The 19,781-nt window shown below is 33.9% G+C and carries 18 protein-coding genes; 5 read left to right on the plus strand and 13 right to left on the minus strand.

What is annotated here, in order from left to right:
- Positions 1 to 56: 56 nt before the first annotated feature.
- Positions 57 to 1,178 carry a tyrosine-type recombinase/integrase gene (locus tag KUA55_RS15430; RefSeq protein WP_218327286.1) on the minus strand — a complete coding sequence of 374 codons (1,122 nt, stop codon included), beginning with the start codon at positions 1,176 to 1,178 and terminating at the stop codon, positions 57 to 59.
- Between the two features lie 538 nt (positions 1,179 to 1,716).
- Between KUA55_RS15430 and KUA55_RS15435 the strand changes: the two genes are divergently transcribed.
- Both KUA55_RS15435 and KUA55_RS15440 read left to right on the plus strand, forming a co-directional pair.
- A complete protein-coding gene (locus KUA55_RS15435) occupies positions 1,717 to 2,484 on the plus strand; it encodes a LytR/AlgR family response regulator transcription factor (RefSeq protein ID WP_218327287.1) in 768 nt (255 codons plus the stop codon).
- A 28-nt stretch (positions 2,485 to 2,512) separates the two neighbouring features.
- Positions 2,513 to 3,790 (plus strand): sensor histidine kinase, encoded by a 1,278-nt coding sequence (locus KUA55_RS15440; RefSeq protein ID WP_218327288.1) that lies wholly within the window; start codon positions 2,513 to 2,515, stop codon positions 3,788 to 3,790.
- A 176-nt stretch (positions 3,791 to 3,966) separates the two neighbouring features.
- On the opposite strand, the gene KUA55_RS15445 is transcribed toward KUA55_RS15440, so the two are convergent.
- From KUA55_RS15445 to KUA55_RS15460, 4 genes are all read right to left on the minus strand, one after another.
- Complete coding sequence (locus tag KUA55_RS15445) at positions 3,967 to 4,161, minus strand: hypothetical protein (RefSeq protein ID WP_218327289.1); 195 nt, start codon at positions 4,159 to 4,161, stop codon at positions 3,967 to 3,969.
- Position 4,162: 1 nt separating this feature from the next.
- A complete protein-coding gene (locus KUA55_RS15450; protein WP_218327290.1) occupies positions 4,163 to 4,753 on the minus strand; it encodes an undecaprenyl-diphosphatase in 591 nt (196 codons plus the stop codon).
- Positions 4,754 to 4,848: 95 nt separating this feature from the next.
- On the minus strand, positions 4,849 to 5,541 hold the full coding sequence (locus KUA55_RS15455; protein ID WP_218327291.1) for a response regulator transcription factor: 693 nt from the start codon (positions 5,539 to 5,541) through the stop codon (positions 4,849 to 4,851).
- A complete protein-coding gene (locus tag KUA55_RS15460) occupies positions 5,519 to 6,973 on the minus strand; it encodes a sensor histidine kinase (RefSeq protein WP_218327292.1) in 1,455 nt (484 codons plus the stop codon). The genes KUA55_RS15455 and KUA55_RS15460 overlap by 23 nt, the downstream gene beginning before the upstream one ends.
- Before the next feature lie 519 nt (positions 6,974 to 7,492).
- Here KUA55_RS15460 and KUA55_RS15465 point away from each other — a divergent pair.
- The 3 genes from KUA55_RS15465 (at position 7,493) to KUA55_RS15475 (ending at position 10,115) form a co-directional block, all read left to right on the plus strand.
- Positions 7,493 to 7,705, plus strand: coding sequence for a hypothetical protein (locus tag KUA55_RS15465; RefSeq protein WP_218327293.1), 213 nt, complete (start codon positions 7,493 to 7,495; stop codon positions 7,703 to 7,705).
- Positions 7,706 to 7,943: 238 nt separating this feature from the next.
- The gene (locus tag KUA55_RS15470) at positions 7,944 to 8,426 is read left to right on the plus strand and encodes a hypothetical protein (RefSeq protein WP_218327294.1); all 483 of its coding nucleotides are present in this window, start codon (positions 7,944 to 7,946) and stop codon (positions 8,424 to 8,426) included.
- A 1,143-nt stretch (positions 8,427 to 9,569) separates the two neighbouring features.
- Entirely contained in the window at positions 9,570 to 10,115 is a 546-nt protein-coding gene (locus tag KUA55_RS15475; RefSeq protein ID WP_218327295.1) for a GNAT family N-acetyltransferase, read from the plus strand.
- Between the two features lie 528 nt (positions 10,116 to 10,643).
- Here KUA55_RS15475 and KUA55_RS15480 read toward each other — a convergent pair.
- From KUA55_RS15480 to KUA55_RS15515, 8 genes are all read right to left on the minus strand, one after another.
- Complete coding sequence (locus KUA55_RS15480) at positions 10,644 to 11,990, minus strand: HAMP domain-containing sensor histidine kinase (RefSeq protein WP_218327296.1); 1,347 nt, start codon at positions 11,988 to 11,990, stop codon at positions 10,644 to 10,646.
- Positions 11,963 to 12,640 (minus strand): response regulator transcription factor, encoded by a 678-nt coding sequence (locus KUA55_RS15485; RefSeq protein ID WP_218327297.1) that lies wholly within the window; start codon positions 12,638 to 12,640, stop codon positions 11,963 to 11,965. Before KUA55_RS15485 ends, KUA55_RS15480 begins: the two co-directional genes overlap by 28 nt.
- A gap of 18 nt (positions 12,641 to 12,658) precedes the next feature.
- Positions 12,659 to 13,402, minus strand: a complete 744-nt coding sequence (locus tag KUA55_RS15490; protein ID WP_218327298.1) for a lantibiotic immunity ABC transporter MutG family permease subunit — start codon at positions 13,400 to 13,402, stop codon at positions 12,659 to 12,661.
- A complete protein-coding gene (locus tag KUA55_RS15495; RefSeq protein ID WP_218327299.1) occupies positions 13,399 to 14,127 on the minus strand; it encodes a lantibiotic immunity ABC transporter MutE/EpiE family permease subunit in 729 nt (242 codons plus the stop codon). The genes KUA55_RS15490 and KUA55_RS15495 overlap by 4 nt, the downstream gene beginning before the upstream one ends.
- Positions 14,128 to 14,129: 2 nt before the next feature.
- Positions 14,130 to 14,843, minus strand: a complete 714-nt coding sequence (locus KUA55_RS15500) for a lantibiotic protection ABC transporter ATP-binding protein (RefSeq protein WP_218327300.1) — start codon at positions 14,841 to 14,843, stop codon at positions 14,130 to 14,132.
- A gap of 376 nt (positions 14,844 to 15,219) precedes the next feature.
- A complete protein-coding gene (locus KUA55_RS15505; protein WP_218327301.1) occupies positions 15,220 to 15,810 on the minus strand; it encodes a DUF805 domain-containing protein in 591 nt (196 codons plus the stop codon).
- Positions 15,811 to 15,937: 127 nt separating this feature from the next.
- Entirely contained in the window at positions 15,938 to 16,663 is a 726-nt protein-coding gene (locus KUA55_RS15510) for a hypothetical protein (protein ID WP_218327302.1), read from the minus strand.
- A 204-nt stretch (positions 16,664 to 16,867) separates the two neighbouring features.
- Positions 16,868 to 19,774: a MucBP domain-containing protein gene (locus KUA55_RS15515; RefSeq protein WP_218327303.1), complete on the minus strand. Its 2,907-nt coding sequence runs from the start codon at positions 19,772 to 19,774 to the stop codon at positions 16,868 to 16,870.
- Between the last annotated feature and the right edge of the window lie 7 nt (positions 19,775 to 19,781).

Here is a 19,781-nt window from a genome sequence, read left to right on the forward strand (position 1 = left end):
AGTGATTGTTTCAACTAATCAAGGAACAATTGACGCTTTTTTTGACGGTTTATAAATTAAACTGACTGAAATAATTGATCAATTTTCGAAATACCTTGTCGCCGCGTTTCCATTAAAGAACCTGCATAAGTATCTAAAGTCATTTTGGTTGATTGATGTCCTAATATTTTACTCAGACTGGCTACGTCTACTCCCTGCTCTAAACACCTCGTGGCAAAAGTATGACGTAAAGCATGAAAATTAATATCCGGCAAATCCGTTTCAGCCAAATTTCGTTTAAATCGATTGGTGATGGATCTCGGTTCAGTTAGACCATTTTGAGTAGCAATCACATACTCGCTAGTGCCAGCAGCTCGTTTTGCCAACAAATACTTTTTCAGATTCTTTGCGATTGGAATTTTACGGGCAGAGCTAGCTGACTTAGGGGAGCCAATGATTAATTGGGTCTTTTTTTCTTCGGCATCGAGACTAAATATTCTCGAAACAGTCCGTCTAATAAAAATTGTGTCATCGACAAAATCAACATCTTCCCATTTTAAGCCGCTGATTTCTCCAATCCGCATGCCAGAGTACAAGGCAATAATTATTGGCGAACAACTAGCTTCTTTTAAAGCGACTTGTTCCAATTTTTTTTGCTGCTTAAAGGTCAAGGCACGATTTTGTTGCTGGCTGATTTTAGGGAGTTTAATATTGCTACAAGGATTCTGCTGTAGATAGCCTTGTAAATAGGCATCGGTCAATGATTTTTTTACAATATTAAAAATGTTTCTAATCGTTCCAGCTGCCAAATTTTTCCTTTGCAGCTCAGTTAAAAAAGCAACCAAATGACCGCTAGATATTTCCGTCAGTAATAACGACCCTATCGAAGGATGAATATGTACCTGTATCGTGCGGATATAAGCCGACAAAGTGGTCTTTTTTACCCGAGTCCTTTCAATTTTATTTATCCAGTAATCCAGCCATTCGGTATAAATTTTTTTTGAATGCATCGTTTTCGCAGTAGTCTCTGCTGGAGGATTTTGGACTTTTTTTTGCTGTAATTTTTTCTTCACCTCTTCATATTTTTTCCCGTAAACGGAGGAATATTTCACTTTGCCAGAACTTGTACGGACAAAATTGTAACGACCTTCCCAACGGCCATCTTTACGTTTATAGATGTTTTCACCTTTTCTTGGCATAAAAACCACTCTTTCTATTGACGATAATTTTGACGGCTGATAAAAAGAAACAACGTTTGAAAATTCAAAAAAAACTATTTTCATTATACTTTTCAATCATTTTATACAAATAATCTTTGCAATTTTAAATTGTTGTGCTAAAATAATTGACAACAACTGTTCTTTATCCTTCTTAAAGGCTTCTCAATTTTAAGAGAATTGAGAAAAAATAATATGAATTTTTTCAAGCTTTGGGTGATCTGTATTTGTCTCCCTTAGCTTTTTTTATTTTAGCAAGCTGACCCTACGCTTTTTGTCCGTTGGCGTATAAAAAACGGCTAGTTGCGTATTCCAGTTATTTTTTAGCATTTAATAACCGTTCAAAAAAGCTGAAGTCGATTATGACTTCAGCTTTTTTCCTATTTAAGACTTTATTTATATAGCAAGTTTCTTAAACCAACGCTTAATGTCGATTAAGAAATAGGCATTAATAAGCTTTTTTCTTGAAATATTGGTTGAATTATTATACTTTTCAATTAGATTGGAAGTGGTGAATTACATGTCATACACTATTAATGTTTTTGTTATTGAAGATGAGCTTTCTCACAAAAAAGCCGTCACGAACAGCTTACGAGATTTTGCTGAAAAAAGTCCGTATCTAGATTTTCACTTTCAAGATACTTTTAATTATCTGACTCTTTACAATGATATTGAAAAAATCAATTTTAGCGATAATGATATTGTCATGATTGATATTCATTTAAATACTAGCTTCACTGGTGTAGAACTGGCGCAAAAAATTCGTGCAAAAAATGCCCAATTATTTATTTTGTTTCTAACGAGTGATCAAACGCTGGGACCTTACTCGATTAATCAACAAACTTACCCGTTAGCGTATTTGAATAAAAATGTTCACTCACAGGTTATCTCTAATGAAGAATTATTTCCTTTTTTAACAGAAATTCAAAGTACGATTCTTAAAAGAGTCAGTAATAATGATGTGATTGAGATAAAAACCCAGCAGCAATTAATATTAATGAATCCATTAGACATATTTTATGTGGCTACTTTAGCAGGCGTGCAAAAAAAGACCGTCGTCAAAACAAAAAATGATGAATTTATTGCAAATGAGCGCTTGATTGATTTAAAGAAAAGGCTGACTGCCCCAGTATTTTACTTTAAAATGAAATCTTATATCATCAATTTAGCCGCTATTGTCTCCATCAATCAAAACGAAGGGGTTCTCTATTTTCCAGAGGCACAAGAATTATATGTTGGCTCAAAACAATTGAGTAAAATAAGAAAAGCTTTAGAAAAAAGCCAGTGAACTTTTCAATGAAAGGTTTTATATAATCATGAACTATCGTATTTTATTTGAATTTATCATTAGTAATGAAGCCATCCTGCTGGTTTTATGTGACTATAAAAAAATATTAGACAGTCGAAAATCTATTTTTTTAGTACTATTTTTAAGCACTATTCTTTTAGTCTCTTTTATATCTATAAAAGCCAGTTTGATTTTAATGCTCTTTTATCTCTGTCTAAAGTTCTATCTGATTCGAACGGCCTATAATACTTGGCTGGTCTCAACCTTTTCATTTCTTAGAAATCTGGTTGCCTTCTTTTCAATCTGGATATTTACTTATGATTTACCACGTTTATTATTATTGCTGGGCGTACTTCATGTGAAGCAAAGCCGGTTGCTGTGGTTTATCCCCCAGGTTGTATTGATTTTATTATTTGCGTTACTTTCTAACTTCATTTTCGAAAAATTACAATTAAACCAGCTATTTAATGAAATAAAAAAGAAATATACCCGTTTTTCAATCGTCAGTTTAGTCTTATCAATCTTCCTTTTTTTAATGTACGAATATTTTGTCCGCAGACTAGTTTACAGTGCCATTTTACTAAGCTTGATTCTCATGCTGGTGGTGACTGTTTTCTTTGTATTTTTTATCTTAATCGTCGCTACTTACTATTCCAATAAACAACAGACGCAGTATCTTAACCAATCGATCGTATCCCTTAATCAAAGCTATAACGAAATGCAAAATTTTCGTCACGATTACAAAAATATCTTAATTAGCTTGTCTCAATATTTCGAACAAGATGATTATAGTCAAGCGAAAAACTACCTATATCAAATTATCGATTACTCAAAAAATATCATTGAACCAGATTATTACTCTACTCTAGCCAACCTAAATAATTTCCCGCTACAAGGCTTGATTATTTCATTTATTAAAAGAGTGGAAACCTCTGAAAAAAAGATTCATTTACAGCTGGATATTGAAAAAATCAACTATCAAATCACAGTCGAACAAATCGATCTAGTTCGTAGTCTATCGATTTTACTGGATAATGCTTTCGAAGCGGTAGCATCTCAAACGGAAGGCAAAATTGTCCTTCATATTTTTCGTAAAGAAAATACAATTATTTTCGAAGTTCGTAATACACTTGAACATCAAATCTCATTGGAAAAAATCTTCAAAAAGAACTTCACTACTAAACCAAATCACAGTGGTCGCGGGCTTTATTCTTTAAACAATATCCTGGCAGACTATAGCAATTTGGATTTTGAAGTGTCTATCCTACAAAATTTTTTCATTGCTAAGATATTCTTAGAGGTCTAGATGAGTAAAATGTTGCTATTTTTTATTTCCACAAAATAAAAAGCTGTCAGTTGAAAATAATTCCAACTGGCAGCTATCTTTTTGTTTAAAAAGTAATCTGAAAAAGTATATCCAATCCCTTTCAGTCAAAATGAGTGGGTCAATTTTTTTTCACTTATTTTGGAAAGGCTCATTACTTAAAAATCCCCAAAAACAATGCCCTCTTTCTTCACAATAATCACAATCGATTGTTGCACTTCTCCCTTTAAGAAAGCTTCTTCACGATTAAGGACGGGTTTTAAATTTTCAGTAGCGGCTATTTTATCTGAAAATACAAAGACATAATAATTTTTATGGGCAATTTTTTGAGCTAGTTTTTGTGATAGTTTCATTTTAATGTCTCCTTTGAGAAAATTTTGGCAACAGAAAATGACTGATTTTTTGATTGATTAAATTTAGCCAAGCTAGTTTGTGATTCAGCCACAAGATACAACTGCTGCTGAAAAAACCAATCAACCCACTAGCAACTACATCGATTGGATAATGAACCCCCACCCAGATGCGCGCAAGCCCTACAAGGATCGCCGAAACCAAATATAAACTGCGATACTTACTTTGGCTAGTGAGAAATAAAAGACTCATAATAGAAAAAAATAGTAGACTATGATCACTAGGAAAAGCATTATCCACCGCATGATTAACCAATTGATGAACACCTGTCAAATGAACGAAAGGTTGCGGATGATTATATAAAAGTCCAGCAATCTTTCCTAATAATTCTGCAAAAACAAAGGAAAGTCCCGCTAAAAAAATTCGCTGACGACTATTTATCAGTTGCTTCGAGAAAAACCAGCGATACAAAATGAAAAGAATTAACAAAATCGGAGAAAAATTGGCGGCAATAATAAAAAACCAATCAATCACCTGCACTTGTCCGGCAAAATGATTGATTGCATAAAATAGGTTGTTATTGAGTTGATTCATCGGCTCACTTCTTTCTTTTATTGTCTTACATAAGATAAGAAAGAAAAGTAAATTCGATGACACGATTTGTTAAACAAAAGATAAACTCTTTTAAACTAAGGCATAAATCGATAGCCTGCACCCCAAACGGTTTGAATATGTTGTGGCTCAGATGGATTTTTTTCAATTTTTTCTCGCAGCCGGTTAATATGAACTGCCACTGTACGAATATCGCCAAAAGCATCCATTCCCCAAATCCGCTCATAAATCGCTTCTTTACTAAAAACATGTTCGGGATTTTCCATCAGAAACAACAATAATTCAAATTCTTTATGCTTTAATTGGGCCACTTCTCCAGCGACCGTAACCTTCATGGTATCAGGGCTGATCTCGATTTCACCAAATTGAAGAATTTTATTAGTACTTTTTTCTCCTTTGGCTTTCAAACGCTCGGCCTGAGCCAAATTTGATTTGACACGGGCAACCAATTCCGATGGCGAAAAAGGTTTACTGATATAATCGTCAGCACCCAAACCTAAGCCCCGCAATTTATCTAGCTCATCGCCTTTAGCTGTTACTAAAAGAATCGGCACCATGACCTTATCACGAATCCGCTTCATAATTTTGATGCCATCCATTCCCGGCAACATAACATCTAGTAACAATAAATCATATTCATTGGATAAAGCTTTTTTTAAACCTTGATGCCCATCTGTCACAATCTCGGTTTCAAAGCCGTTAATTTCTAGAAAATCCTGTTCAATTGTAGCGATAGCTTCGTCATCTTCAATAATTAATATTTTCGTCATAAATCTCCTCCGATACTAGCGGGAATGTCAGTTCAATCGTCAATCCACCACTCTGTCGATTTTTGGCAATAATCTTTCCAGCTTGGGCTTCAATCATTCTTTTGGCGATCGCTAAACCAAGCCCACTGCCCTTTTCTGGTTCAGTTCGCGCCTTATCTCCACGATAAAAAACTTCAAATAAATTTTCTAGCTGGGCTTGAGGCACGCCGGGACCATTGTCGCTAAAAGTAATCACCGCCTGATTTCCGACGATATATTGATTAATAACCATTTGATTATCTGTTTGATTACCATATTTTATTGTATTTTCCAAAATATTGATAAAGACATTTCGGGTCTGTTCTTGATCAATTTCCACATAAGCATTCGCAGTGCTAACTTCTAAGGTCATCGTTAAATGGCGCTCGCGATATTCATCTTGCGCACTTGTAACAAATTGACTGATAAATGCACCTAAATTAACAGTTTTTAAATGTAACGGAATTTCTCCGATATCAATTTTTGAAAATAGAAAAAGCTGTTCCACTAGATGATTCAGTTCATCAGTCTTTTGAGAAATAGTCGCTAAATACCGACTTTTTTTAACTGGCGTCTGAGCAACACCCGCCTGTAATCCCTCTACATAAGCTTTTATCGCTGTCAATGGCGTCCGCAAATCATGGGAAATACCAGCAATCAGCTCTTTCCGATTTTCACTATTTTTTTCTTGCTCCGCCACCATGCGTTCAATCTGACCAGCCATCTGGTTAAAACTTTCCACCACTGGATAAAATTCGTCTTGATTTTGATAATCCACGCGCCAATCCAAATTTCCATCTCGTAACTGTTTTACTCCCGAAGTTAATCGATCCAAGGCCTCATTGATGGGCTTGTAAATAAAACGAATCATCATAATATTCGTAAAAATAATTGCGCTCACCGCAAAAATTCCGCAAACTACCGCCACAAAAATAATCAAACTTTTGTTGTCCACCAACGTCTCTTCAATCATAATATGATAATTATCATTAACGGCAATGAGGGTTTCATCCCCTAGTTGAAATTTCACTAACAATAAATTATCCTGTGATTGAGAATTAGGCGCATCACTTGCAATCATGGCTTGTGGCATCTCCTGATTGGAAAAGCTACCAATTTTCTGAATCAATTCCCCTTGCCGATTATAAAGAAAAGTCGTCAGGTGCTCACTATCATATTCCTCTCGTAATTCTTTCACTTCTGCCGCCACATCAGGCGAAGGTTTCTTTTGCAGCTGTTCAATACCCTCATGAAAATAGGCAAATTTTTCGTTGGAACGATACTGGCGGAAAAAGTCAGAGCCAAAGCTTTCATTAAACGCTAAAATCAATGCTCCCAAAACCGCTAATGTCACCACAATTGGCATGACAATCATCAAAATATTCGAAATAAATAACCTTCTTTGAATCGTCAAATATAGCCCTCCTGATGACACTTAATATTATCTATACTATAGGGTAAGGAAAATAGCATAGCAACTTTTTTATGCAGCATTCGGCTAAAAATAGCCTACCGAAAATCTTTTTATCTTACGTTTTTAATGAAGCATAAGTAAACCTCATTTATTCTATGACCTCAAAAAAACTGCTATTCAACTTCATCCGTCACCATGGTAGGGTTTTGCTATCCTAGATCCTATCTAAAAAATCTTGCGATAGAAAACTGTAAAATTGTTTAACTTAAATTCGTTAAACTTAAATCTCTTATTGATATAACAAACAAATTGATGTTTTTTTAGAAAAATCATAAATATTATTAATAATTAATCAACTCCTCCTTATAATAAACACTAAAAAACAAAGAATTTATCAAATAATCAAAAAATCTACCTAACAAGCGTTAAAATGTTTTTTAATAACTATTCATATTTAACAAAATATATCATATAATAACAATACAGAAAATAACAGGCAAAATAATAAGGGGGATACATATGTTAACAATCAACTTAAAAGTAGGTACTTATATCGAGCTAAAAAATTTTGAAAAGGTCGTAATCCATTCGGAAAATGATGCAAAAGAAGTTTCTAATTCAAATTTTGAGCAATTCAAACTCAATTCACAAGTTAGCTATAATTTTTTTGGTGATTTACAAATTTCAATTCAAGGAAGAGAAATCATGTTCCTAGAATATCAAAATGTATAAAAATGGTATACTAGCTTTTTTGAAATTGTTTTAGCGTACAATACGTCCAATCATTTTTCAGATTGATCAACTAGTCACTTTTTTATGGCTGGTTTTTTTGTTATTTTTTTCCACAGTAGATTGAGTCTATAGATAAACTGGCCCCCTCAATTGCACTAACTGTACCAATAGCAGCTGAAAATTTGCATTTTAGGATATGATATAATGAAGTAAAGTTACTGTATAAAGGAGCTGTGCTATGCAAGTTGTTGGTTTATTTTTAATTGTGATCGGTCTAGGGATGATTGCTTTTGATTTTACTTACTACAAAACAAAAAACCTAAATGGCTCTTGGATCAGTTTTGGTATTTTGTATACGATAGGTATCTTAGGGGTATTGAATAACGATGCGCTAAAACAAGCATTAAATGTTGATACTGGAAAAAGCTTTTTTAGCATCTGGTCAATAATTATTTTAGTGGTTGGTATTGCCGCTGCTTATTTCTATTTTCAAATTTTATCAAACAAAGGAGATAAAAAATTAATCATAGGAATCTTGACTGCCGTAGCCATCCACTTTATTCCGTTTTTTTCCATCTACGCTTATATTTTGTCAGCAGCGTTATTAATAAATTGTTTTATCTCATTTAAAAAAAAAAGAAATCTCAATATATTCTACGGTTGCCATAGATGCCGGAATCAAAATGTTTATGGGACTACTTTTATTCATGCAAATATTTAACTAATCTTTCAGTTTTTTATTCGTTGAAAGCCTTTTGGTGTTTAATAAGCATTGTTGATTAAAGTAAAAAAATAACCACTTATTTCAGCATTTTATTCTCAAAAAAACAAATAACCAGAAATAGTAACTCTTTAATTCGATCGTCTTTATTGTCAGTTAGATGTATTTTGCGCAAACTAACAGTCTGAAACTTTGAGGAGGAGAACCTATGGGCACCTTTAGTTTTTTAATTTTTAAAAGCTATGTCATTCTTATTGCTGTAGGATACTGTTTATTGCTAGGCCTGACCTCTTACAGGACCAAATTATTTAAACCCGTTCTTATTTTAGCTAGTGTAAGTCAAATAATTTTTTTAATCTACTATTTAAAAACTGGCACCTACCTTCTCAATCACAGTGCTTCACTTACTTTGTATAATGAATTTTATTTTTATATCGAATGCTCCTGGTACTTCTTTTCAATCTTCCTACTCCTCACTATTTTTTTCAGATTACTGTTTAGCAAAACCTTTAAAGAGCAAAGTACAATGATAAAATCTCTCTTGGTAATATTCATCGCATTTTTTTCGTTTATTATGGTTAAATACGGCTTGTTTATGTATATATTACTGTATTATGGATTTGCTCCGTAGAAGGGTTGTAGATTGACCAATCAATATTTGATAAATACTTTGATTTTAAGCTGGCCACTCTATTGATACCAGACTGATTTTAATTAGCTATATTTTATATATCTAGGAGCAGTTTGCTATTAGTAAACTAGTTATAATTGGTCTACGATTTTTTATTCCAGTCATCCTAAAAAAGATACGACTTACTAACATCTAAAATATTACCATCATTTATCCAAAATAATACTGACTACACTATTCAAAAGAGAAAGATAAGGAAAATAAAGTATCTACTTCCAAATATCTTCCTCCATTTTATATTGTTTTTCTTTTACTTCTATTGATCGTCTCCATCACCTCTTCATTTTACTTTTATCAATCTGCTATAAAAAAGTGTTAAAAAATTTGATAGAATCTATGAAAATTATTTCCGGATAGTTACTAGCAACACCCTATCCATTTGACTGATATAGTCGCTAATATTTCAACATGCTATAATCAAATAAATCTTAAATTTAAGGTGGGGAAATCATATGATTTTAGAAACGGAGCGCTTAATTTTACGTCCTTGGTCAAATCATGATGCAGAGGCATTATCCGAGCTGGCATCTAATGAAAAAGTTGGGCCTATTACTGGTTGGCCGCCACATACCAGTGTTGAAAATAGTTTAGAGATAATAAAAAATGTGTTTTCTAAAGAACATGACTTTGCGATTTGTCTAAAAGAACAGCCTGAAAAAGTAATTGGTTCGATTGGAATCATTTTAAATCAAACAAGCGAACGACGCTCTTTTATGGGTAAAAAAGATGCAGAAATCGGCTACTGGCTGGGTTTTCCTTATTGGGGAAAAAGTTTCATGCCTGAGGCTGCAAAACGGGTGATTCAATATTGTTTTAATGATCTCGGTATGGAAAATGTTTGGGCCGGTATATTCATTGAAAATAATAATTCCAAAAGAGTAGTAGAAAAATTAGGCTTTGAATATGTCTTACAGCTTGATAATGTAGACATACCCTTGCTAAACGAAGTAAAAACTGAACTTTTTTTTAAATTAACAAAGAATGATTGGCAGTTTTAACTAAGGAAAGCAGTGTGAAAAATAATTTTTGCATCATCTACCTATCAATTTAAAATTTGCTGCTTTTTTTATATCATCTTTACTTTGCCTCAGTGGCTAGGGAGTTTTATTGAAGTATTCGCGAAAATCGCAATAGATACTATAAAATATATTTTATTAATTGTTGGTGTTGTTATTGTGACTGTCCTTTTGATTTATACTTTAGTAAACAAGCCAAAAAGAAGAAGTAACAAGTTTCAATATTTTACGAACATTCATTATTTTTATCTGACCGTTAAAAGCGTATAATATTAATAAAATTCAGAAAGTTGGTAAAAAATGAATAAAAAAGAGTTGTTTAAAAAGGCTTTTCTTGGTTTTTTTTTGTTAGTATTAGGTTATTTAGTAGCCATTTTTATTTCAAGAGTGATCTTAAATAGATAATATCCAAAAAGTTTACTTAGCTATCTTTAAATAGATGACTTTTTTTTATCTGTCAGCACTCTTCAACAAACCGTATGTTTTTCTTTTTAATCAATGGCTTCAATATTAACTCTCAATAACTAAAGTTACCCTTGCCCCACCATTTTTATTTTCTATATTAATTTTACCACCATGGTCTTCTGCAACTTTTTTAGCTAAAGCTAATCCAATGCCATAATTGACATTCGTTGAGCGACTCTGATCCTGTTGCCAAAACATCTCCGTAGCATGTTTCAGTCCTTCATCTGAAAAACCTGGACCAGTATCTTCAAACACAAAATTTATATAGTTGTCTTCTTTGGTGACAGAAATTTTTATTTCTCCTACTGTAGAATAATTTATGGCATTTTCTCCAAGAGTGATTAAAGCTCTGACAAGATTAAATACATCAGCAAATATTTTTAATCCTTCTGGAAAGGAATAAGTAATCAATAAATTTTTTTGTTTAGCCAAAGGACGTAAAATTTCATCGATTTCCTTTAGTAACGCTTTGACTGACATTTCAGTTTTTTCTTTCATCTGTAAATCAAAGTTGGATACTTGTTGTAGCACTTGAAGATAGTGCTGCGCTCGCTGGCTTGATTCAAAAATTGCTCGGACCGATTCTTTTTGCGGTGCTGTTAGCTCGTCTTCTAATAATAACTCTGAATTTCCGCTGATAATTGTCAGTGGTGTTTTAATATCATGGCTTAATGCTGCTAAATCTTGTTTTTGCTGCTGCTGTGCTTGCCACTGTTGAACCAATGAATTTTTAAGTGTTTGCCGCATTTCTTCCATAGAATTCAAGCTACTATCAAACTCTTTAATACCACTTTTCATTTTTATTGGTGAATCTAAATCTTGCCGTGCAACCTGCTGGCTGGCTTGATTAATTAATGAAATCTTGCTACTTAAATTTTTACTCGCAAAGCGAATGATAAATACAGAATACAGAACTAATAATAGCAAAGTGATTCCAAAGAAAAGAAACTCCGGCCTTGGTAAACATCTCCGTAACCAAACGTTAGTAAAAAGTGCTTGGTACTGCCAAACAAATAAAGAATAGCTGCCATCTGAAAATTTTAGATAAGCACCGTTAGAGTAATCTTGATTGAGGTTTTCATAACGTTTTTTTACATCTGTTAACTCTTTATTTTGCAAAGATGAAGAAACTACCTCTCCTTCAGCGTTGAAATAGATATAATTAAAATAGCTAGTATCAAAATTAGTCGAGAAATGTCCTTGTGCTGTTAAATCTTCAATGGTATTTCGTGCTGCCGTTTCTCCAATATTAGACGGTGCAATAAAATTTGTTTGTAGCATCACTAAAAATGTAGCTACTATCAGAAGGATGATTAAAAATGTCCCTCCAAATGCCATAAATAAAATGCGTGTCACATAATTGGTCAAACCAATGGATTGTTTTTTTGCCATTTATAGCCAATCCCCCAGACTGTTTGAATTGGTGCTAACTGATACTTTTTTAACTTGCTGCGGATATTTTTGATATGCTCAACAATGACGGTTTCATCTGAAACACCATCTAAACCGAATACAGCTTCATAGATTTGTTCCTTTGAAAAGACCTGTTCGGCATGCTCCAGTAAATAAACACAAATCGCATACTCAGACTTAGTAAATGAAATCATTTCTGACTGGAAATAAAACTGTTTGGCTTCTAAATCAACGGTTAGCTCTCCACTACGTAAAACATGATGATGTTCTCGCTTCTCCCTTCTTAAATGAGAAGCAACCCGGGCCCGTAACTCACCAATTGAAAAAGGCTTTTCGATATAATCATCGGCGCCAATACCTAAGCCATGAATCAAATCTTGCTCAGCTGTTTTTGCTGTTACAAAAAGGATAGGCACATCCACTTGCTGCCGAATTCTTTCTAAATAACTAAAGCCATCTTCTTCAGGCATCATCACATCAAGTAAAATCAAATCGGCAAACTTTGCTTTTGCAAGAGTGACTTCAGAAGGATTTTCAGCCGTCTCAACTTGATATCCTTGTCGCTCAAGTGCCGTTTTCATTAATTTTAAGATTTGTGGATCATCATCAATCATCAAAATTCTTGTCATCATTTCCTCCCAAAAAAACTATTCTTCGTTCGTACGACCTTCCCAGCTTCTCATGATGGCAAAGAGAATGACACCCATCACGACTGTTATAACTAATATTAGCAAAATAATGAGGGGAAAAGGAATAAATTTCAGTAGTACATCACCGGTAAAATCAGTTCCCATTAACCGAATCAGCCTCATTCCCCAGGCACTAGGGACAACCACCCAGAGAATCTCTCCTAAACTGGTCATCATTAAAGCTGCTAATAAAAATTCTAATGCGGCTACTCCAAAACTGACATGCTCCCCCAATTTAAGACATAAGCTCATATGCAAAAAATACTGGAAAATACTACAGCCAAAGACAAAAAGAAATAACTGACCCACCTGAAAAAAAGAAAATTGATAGCTTGCTACTAACAAAAAATTTAGCAAATGATAACCAAAGACTGCAATAAAACAAGCCAACAAACCACCTATCAACAAATAAAAGAGCTTAGATAATAAAGCACTACTACGAGACCTCGCACTCAGTAGAAAAAATCCTCCACCAGCTTCAATTTCTTGATTTATGACAATATTTGTTAGCCACGCAGCGACAATAGGATAGACTAAAGACAATACCTGACAAAAACTAATCATCATTAAATTACCGCTATGTTGAGCTATTACTTGATAACTAAAGAAAATGAAGATCCCTAGTAAAGGAATCAGTAAATGTAGCAGAAAAAAAGGAGTTTTTCTTATTTTAAAAAAATCAGCAAGCAAATTATCAATCATTTTTCTCTACTCCAATCAAATGATTTAGTTGTAAACCATGCACTGAAAATGAACAAGAAAATAGTAATAATAACCCCTGGAAGTATAACGCTTGTATTCCAAAGTGGACTATTTGCTGAAAGTGGCACACCATTAGGATTGATGCCAATAATTGGTGTCATTAATCTAGGTGGAATGGCAAAAGGAATATACCATAACTGCCCACCGGCAATATCTTGAAAAGAGCAAACGGTATTTGCTGCAATCAGACACAAAAATGCTGCTGTTGAATTGAATTTTGTGACTAACCACATCCCTAGCGGTACTTGCCATGCCCAAGTGATTGTCAAAAGTAAACCTGCTAATAGTCCCCCCCAGATTGGATATTGTGAACCAAAAAGCAGTCCAGAAATGGTTGAAAATCCAAACAGCATGACATTCATCAAAAAGAGATACGTAAAGCCAGTAATTATCTTTGAAACCCAAATTTTCTGACTTGAGATGGGTAACGTTTTTAGATTGATAAATCCCATCCGTTTTTCACTGTTAATTAAACTAATTACTAAAAAAGCAACGGCTGCTGGTAAAAGTAGGATATACCACCAATTATAAGCCGCAATTTGTGATAACTGACCGCTCATTAAAAAAACTGCAAAAAGTATGGCTACCATTGGAAAAATTATCATCGAACGTCTTCCAAAACTACGACGACCTTTTATATATTCTGCTTGGATTAATTGTTTCATTTTTAAAAACCTCCGACTTCAGTATATGTTTTGGCAATCTCTAAGAATAATTCTTCCAATGCTTGCGTATTCTTTGGTAAATCCCCTTGATAACCCAATCTTCCGTTTGAAATAATGCCAATTTTATCAACAGTTTGTTCAATTTCCGATAAGATATGGCTAGATAGAATAACTGTGATACCTTTTTCAGGGAACGAGCGAATCAACTGTCTAAAGTCTTGAATACCAATGGGATCCAAACCATTTGTCGGCTCATCTAAAATCAGTAGTTTGGGATTATTTAATAATGCCAAGGCAATTCCTAACCGCTGTTTCATGCCCATTGAAAATTGTCGTGCTTTTTTCTTACCTGTATCAGTCAACTGCACAATTTTTAATACCTCTTCAATGCGTTCTTTAGGTAATCCCAGTGTCACTGTTCGCACTAACAAATTTTCTTTAGCCGTTAAGTTTCCATATAAGGGTGGAGACTCGATCAAAGCACCAATCTCACTTAAATCTTTTCGTTTCCAAGATTGGTTCTGATAAAGAATTTCTCCCTTCGTCGGGGCTACAATTCCAGTCAGCATTTTTAAAGTAGTTGATTTACCCGCACCATTTGCTCCCAAAAGACCATATACACTATTTTTAGGCACCTTAATGGCTAAATCTGATACAACATTTTGATGATGATAAGACTTTGTTAGTCCCCTAGTTTCTAATAGAAGTTCATTCATGATATCGCTCCTCCTTTTGATAGCTTTATCATAGGAAAAAATTATCAGGAAACTATAAGGAAATATACATGGTAGCTCATGGATCACGAAGTTCTATTCTCTGGTATTTGTGGCTGTTGAAAAATGAAATTAGATTCCAGCACAACTTCACAAGATAAACAAAAAAACTACGATCAACTGAAATAAAAGTTAATCGTAGGGAATGTTCATTTATTATTTGTACTGGAGAAATCCGTCGTTTTTGGTCTACTCATTTCTCAACGCGTATACTATTAATAGAATTCTAATAGAAGCATACCTATAATGAACAGCTCCATTTTTATTTTATAAAGAAAAAAACAGATAACCTATAATGGTATCTGTCTTTATCAAATAATTATTTCTCAGAAAAAATTGATGTTAGTACCGAATTTTTACTAGTAGTAGCAAACATATCTGAGGGTAAAAAAGCACTAATGGTTATAAATATAGATAATAACATTGTAAAGAAGGTAAGCAATGGTGATCCAGAAAGGTTTAAAGTTGTTAAAGGTGTAGTAACGTCTGAATAGCTACTATATGCTGACGCCATGCTAGTTACTGAATTTAACACAGTTGAGTATAAATTCATCCCCCAAGTATAACTAAGGGCATAATATACAATAAATAAAACTAAAATTGTCTTACTTTTCAAGCCTGTATCTCTTAATCTTCTTACTGATAAAGCAATGGAAGGAATGATGATTGCTAAAGTAAATAGTACAATTATAAATAACATAAAGCCATTGATAGGTGATTCATAGTATTCTCTGTTGCTGGAAGATATCCCAGTAATTATAGTTAAAATGACATAAATAACTAAAATTCCTAGCATTGCAAACCAATATCCTCTACGTGTAGACCGTCCTCTAAAATCAGCATAACCTTTGAAAAAATCGCTCATGGCCTGAGGGAAAGATACTTTCCCTTGTTCTAATATTCTTTTCATAATAATCCCCTTTTAAATATTGTATTTTACAAAAAAATTAATCTACTTAAATTTGATCCAAGTTTAATTGGCATAATAAAAAGTGTTACCTTAGGTATACCCATAGGTAACACTTCTCATAAATATATTATTCTGATTCAGGTACTTCTACAGATTCTTCTAATGTAACTAAAGCATCTGCTAATTTGTTCAATTGGTCCTGTAATTCATCTTGAGTAGCCTTAGTATTATCTAACACTGCTTGAGACTCTGCTACAACTGCTTTAAAATCTGCATAATCAGTTGGATCATAATCCGCTTCTTCTAAAGAGTTAGCATACTCAATCAAATCTCCAAGCTGTTTTGCATATGATACAGCATAAAATTGAACGTCTTCGTTAATCCAACCAGATTTCACTAAACCATCATGTTCAGATTTACTTAATGTGAACATATGGGCACCGGCAGCTAGTGCATTTTTATTATAGCTTCGGTAAACTGGAGCGGTTGTGTCTGCAGAACTTAGGAATGATTCACCTTCTTGAACCCATCCTTGTTTACTTAACCAATCATATTCTACGATACTCTTGGTATAGAAATGGTCTCCAGCGTTAGGGTTGTATAGACGGTAAACTTTTTCTCCTTCAGTTGGTGTCAACCAGGCAAGGTCTTCTTGAACCCATCCCTGATCTTCTAACCAGCTGTATTCATCAAGACTTGCTGTAAAGAAATGTTCTCCTGAATTAGGATTATAGACACGATATAATTCTTTTTCTGTTTCTGGTGCTGGGGAAGTTGCCTCCGCATTTGTACTCAGCATAAAGGCTGCACCCATACCAACAAGCAATGTAGCTCCTAAAATAATTTTCTTCATGAAATTCCTCCTTAAAATAAATAATTGTCACTTTATTTATTATAACAAAGAAATCGTTTTTATGTTGATAAATTTGAAAATATTTTATCATTAATGATTTAAATCAATGAATATTGATAGATATATCGGCATAATTAAACACTATGAAATAAAAATCATTTATATAGAAACAACCTTTTTTGGTTTTTTATATTAGTTTTCTATTTATCTAGGTGTATAGAAGGCAATGCCTTCATCTCTCCAACCTAAACTAATCAACCAATCTGCTTCTGAACGAACCTTAGTATACATATGTGATCCAGGTCCAGTTGCATTAGGATTAAATACTCGGTATACAGGATCTCCTTCTTCTTTAGTAACCATATAGAAACCAATGCCTTCTTGCTTCCATCCTGCAGCCCCAACACTATTGTATTCAGTTACATCAGTTGTATAGAAATGTTCTCCTGAATTGGGATTATACAAACGGTATACTTTAGTCGCACTTTTATGAGTTGGCACGACACTTTGAAAGGCAATACCTTCTGGCGTCCATTTATATGTTTGAATCCAATCATATTCTTTTTTACTAGTCGTAAATAAGTGGTCTCCGTCATTTGAATTATATGCTCTATATACAGGAATCAATTCATCTTTCGGAATACTATTACTCTTATATACAAAGGTAACGACTTTAACATTTGATGTGTATTGACCAGTAGGTTCTCCAACAACTTCAATCATTGTATAGTTATCAATATTTAATTGAGTCGCTGCATAGTCAGAACCAATTGCACCACGGAGCATTTCATTTTCTCTTAAAGTTTTACCTTCAGAGTCTTGATACTGAACAACTACTACTCCTTCTTGAAGAGGATTATCATCTGTTAACAAGTGATAAGAAAGTTTAATTGTTTGTGCTTCTTCGTTCAGTAATAGTCCACTAAGAGGAGCGTATCCATCATCTGTAATAACACCATTAAATCCGTACTCAGGTACATAAATAATTGGTGCATCATAACGTTCACCGTATTTACCAGTTATCGTTTCATCCGCATGGATTTTTTTAATAGGATTACCATTTACATCGTACTCCCAATACTCAACAGTTATTTTTCCAGGAACAATTTCTGAGTAGATATAGGTTACTTCCTGAGATTCATTCGTAAAGGTTCCTGTTGTATTACCAACAACTTCTTTAAATTTATAACCAAAAACTTCTTGTTGCGTTGTTGTATATGATTCTCCTATTGGACCAGTTAAAATAATATCCTCAGATATTGTTTTACCTTGTTCATCTACATAGTGAGCAGTTACGCTTGCACCAGCCGCTGGTGTCCAAACTGCATATAAAGTAGCTCCTTCAGAAACAATTGTAGTTTGATTGCCAGCTTTTAAATTGTCATCTGGTTTCGTGGCACTTGGATCAGTAGACCATCCTAAGAAATCATAATTTTCTCTACTTGCATTTAAATCTGATTGTCCATTAATTATATTAACTTTTTGAGTATTATTTCCTACTTGATAATAAGTAGTAGGTTGTTTTTCTCCGTAATAAGTTGAGCCATCATATTTATCAGGTAAATTATCGAAATTAAATTTACCTCCATTACTATCATATTTCAACCAAGAAATTTCAACAGACCCAATGTCTGAAGGTTCTATTCTAGGAATATTTCTTTGATCTACAGGTAAGCTAGTCCCATCTTTAACTTTAGCATCTGCTAGAAGTTCTGGTGCAATTGGAATAGTTGGAACTGTTTCTCTGGTATTCGAACTTCCTGCACTGATAGTAGAATTATCTGGGACAAGACCATATGGAATATTTCCAAAAACTTGTTTTCCATCTTTTACAATGTCCCCTGTTGCTCCTGTCGCATCATAACCGATATTATTTCCTTTATCAGTCGATTTTACAGAAGAAGATGCAATGGAGTTTAGTGTTTCTGTTCCAGTAGAATAACCATTTACATTATCCACCAAGATATTGTTTGTAAAATTTCCTCCAGCACCATTAAAAAACGGCGCTCCGGCAAAACCAATAGCTCCTCCAGAAGTTACTGATTTGTTTGCAGCAAATGTGTTAGAAATAAAGTCAACCATAGTTTTTCTACTGGTACTTCTACCACCGTTTTGATAAATCTGAATTGCCCCGCCACTTTGAGTTACGCCACTGCTTGCAGAACCATTTGACTTATTATCATAAAAAGTATTGTTCTGGAAAAGGATCCCAGAAGTAACGCCATCAGTGGAAGTCGAACCATTCGCTTGTATTAGAATGGCTCCTCCGTTATCTCCGGCAACGTTAGAATCAAATGTGTTAGAATCGAAATCTATTTTGATTCCTTGCATTACATTGAAAAATGCGATCGCACCACCATCGGCTAGTGTTTGAACACCGGTCATAGAAGAAGCATTTTCCACAGCTTTATTTTCTTTAAAGTAATTATTCTTAAATTCAAAAGAAGCAGAAGTTGAAGGAGCATAAAACCACATTGCTCCACCCTCGCCACCAACAGCTCCTGTACCAAGAGCTAAAGTTTCATTATTGAAAAATTTAGAATTTTCAACTACTAATTTACTAGAAAATTGTTTTCCAGCAATAGCTCCACCACCATATCCAGGTGCATTTGTCGTATTATTTTCAAATGTGCTATCTACAATAGACGTATTCCCGCCAATATTCATAGCTCCACCATCAGAAGGATTATGGAAGTCTCCAACATAGACATTATCTAAATTGAAATCGCCTTTATAACCACTGGTATTTATTGCTTTACCAGAAGAGTTATTTCCTTGAAGAATCATGTTTTTAAGTGTTACAGAGCCAGCAGTACTAGAGCTCCCTCCAGAATATGAAAACATTAGAGTGCTTCCATCTGAAGTTAAGGTTTTATTTTGCCCATCAATTATAATTGGATAACTGGTATTTTCTTTCAAATCAATTGTTTTCGATATTGTTTGAGGAAAGTTGGAATCTAAAGTAATCGTTCTAGCTTGTGTCGCAGTATTAACTTGTGTGATTAAATCATCAACTGTTGATACTTGTACTGTATCTGCGAGCACTCCTTTACCAATAAATAATGTTAAAAAGACGAGTAGTCCATTTAACCAGAAAAACTTTTTGTTCATATTTAAA

It is taken from the genome of Enterococcus alishanensis (genome assembly GCF_019218635.1).
Lineage (GTDB): Bacteria > Bacillota > Bacilli > Lactobacillales > Enterococcaceae > Enterococcus_A > Enterococcus_A alishanensis.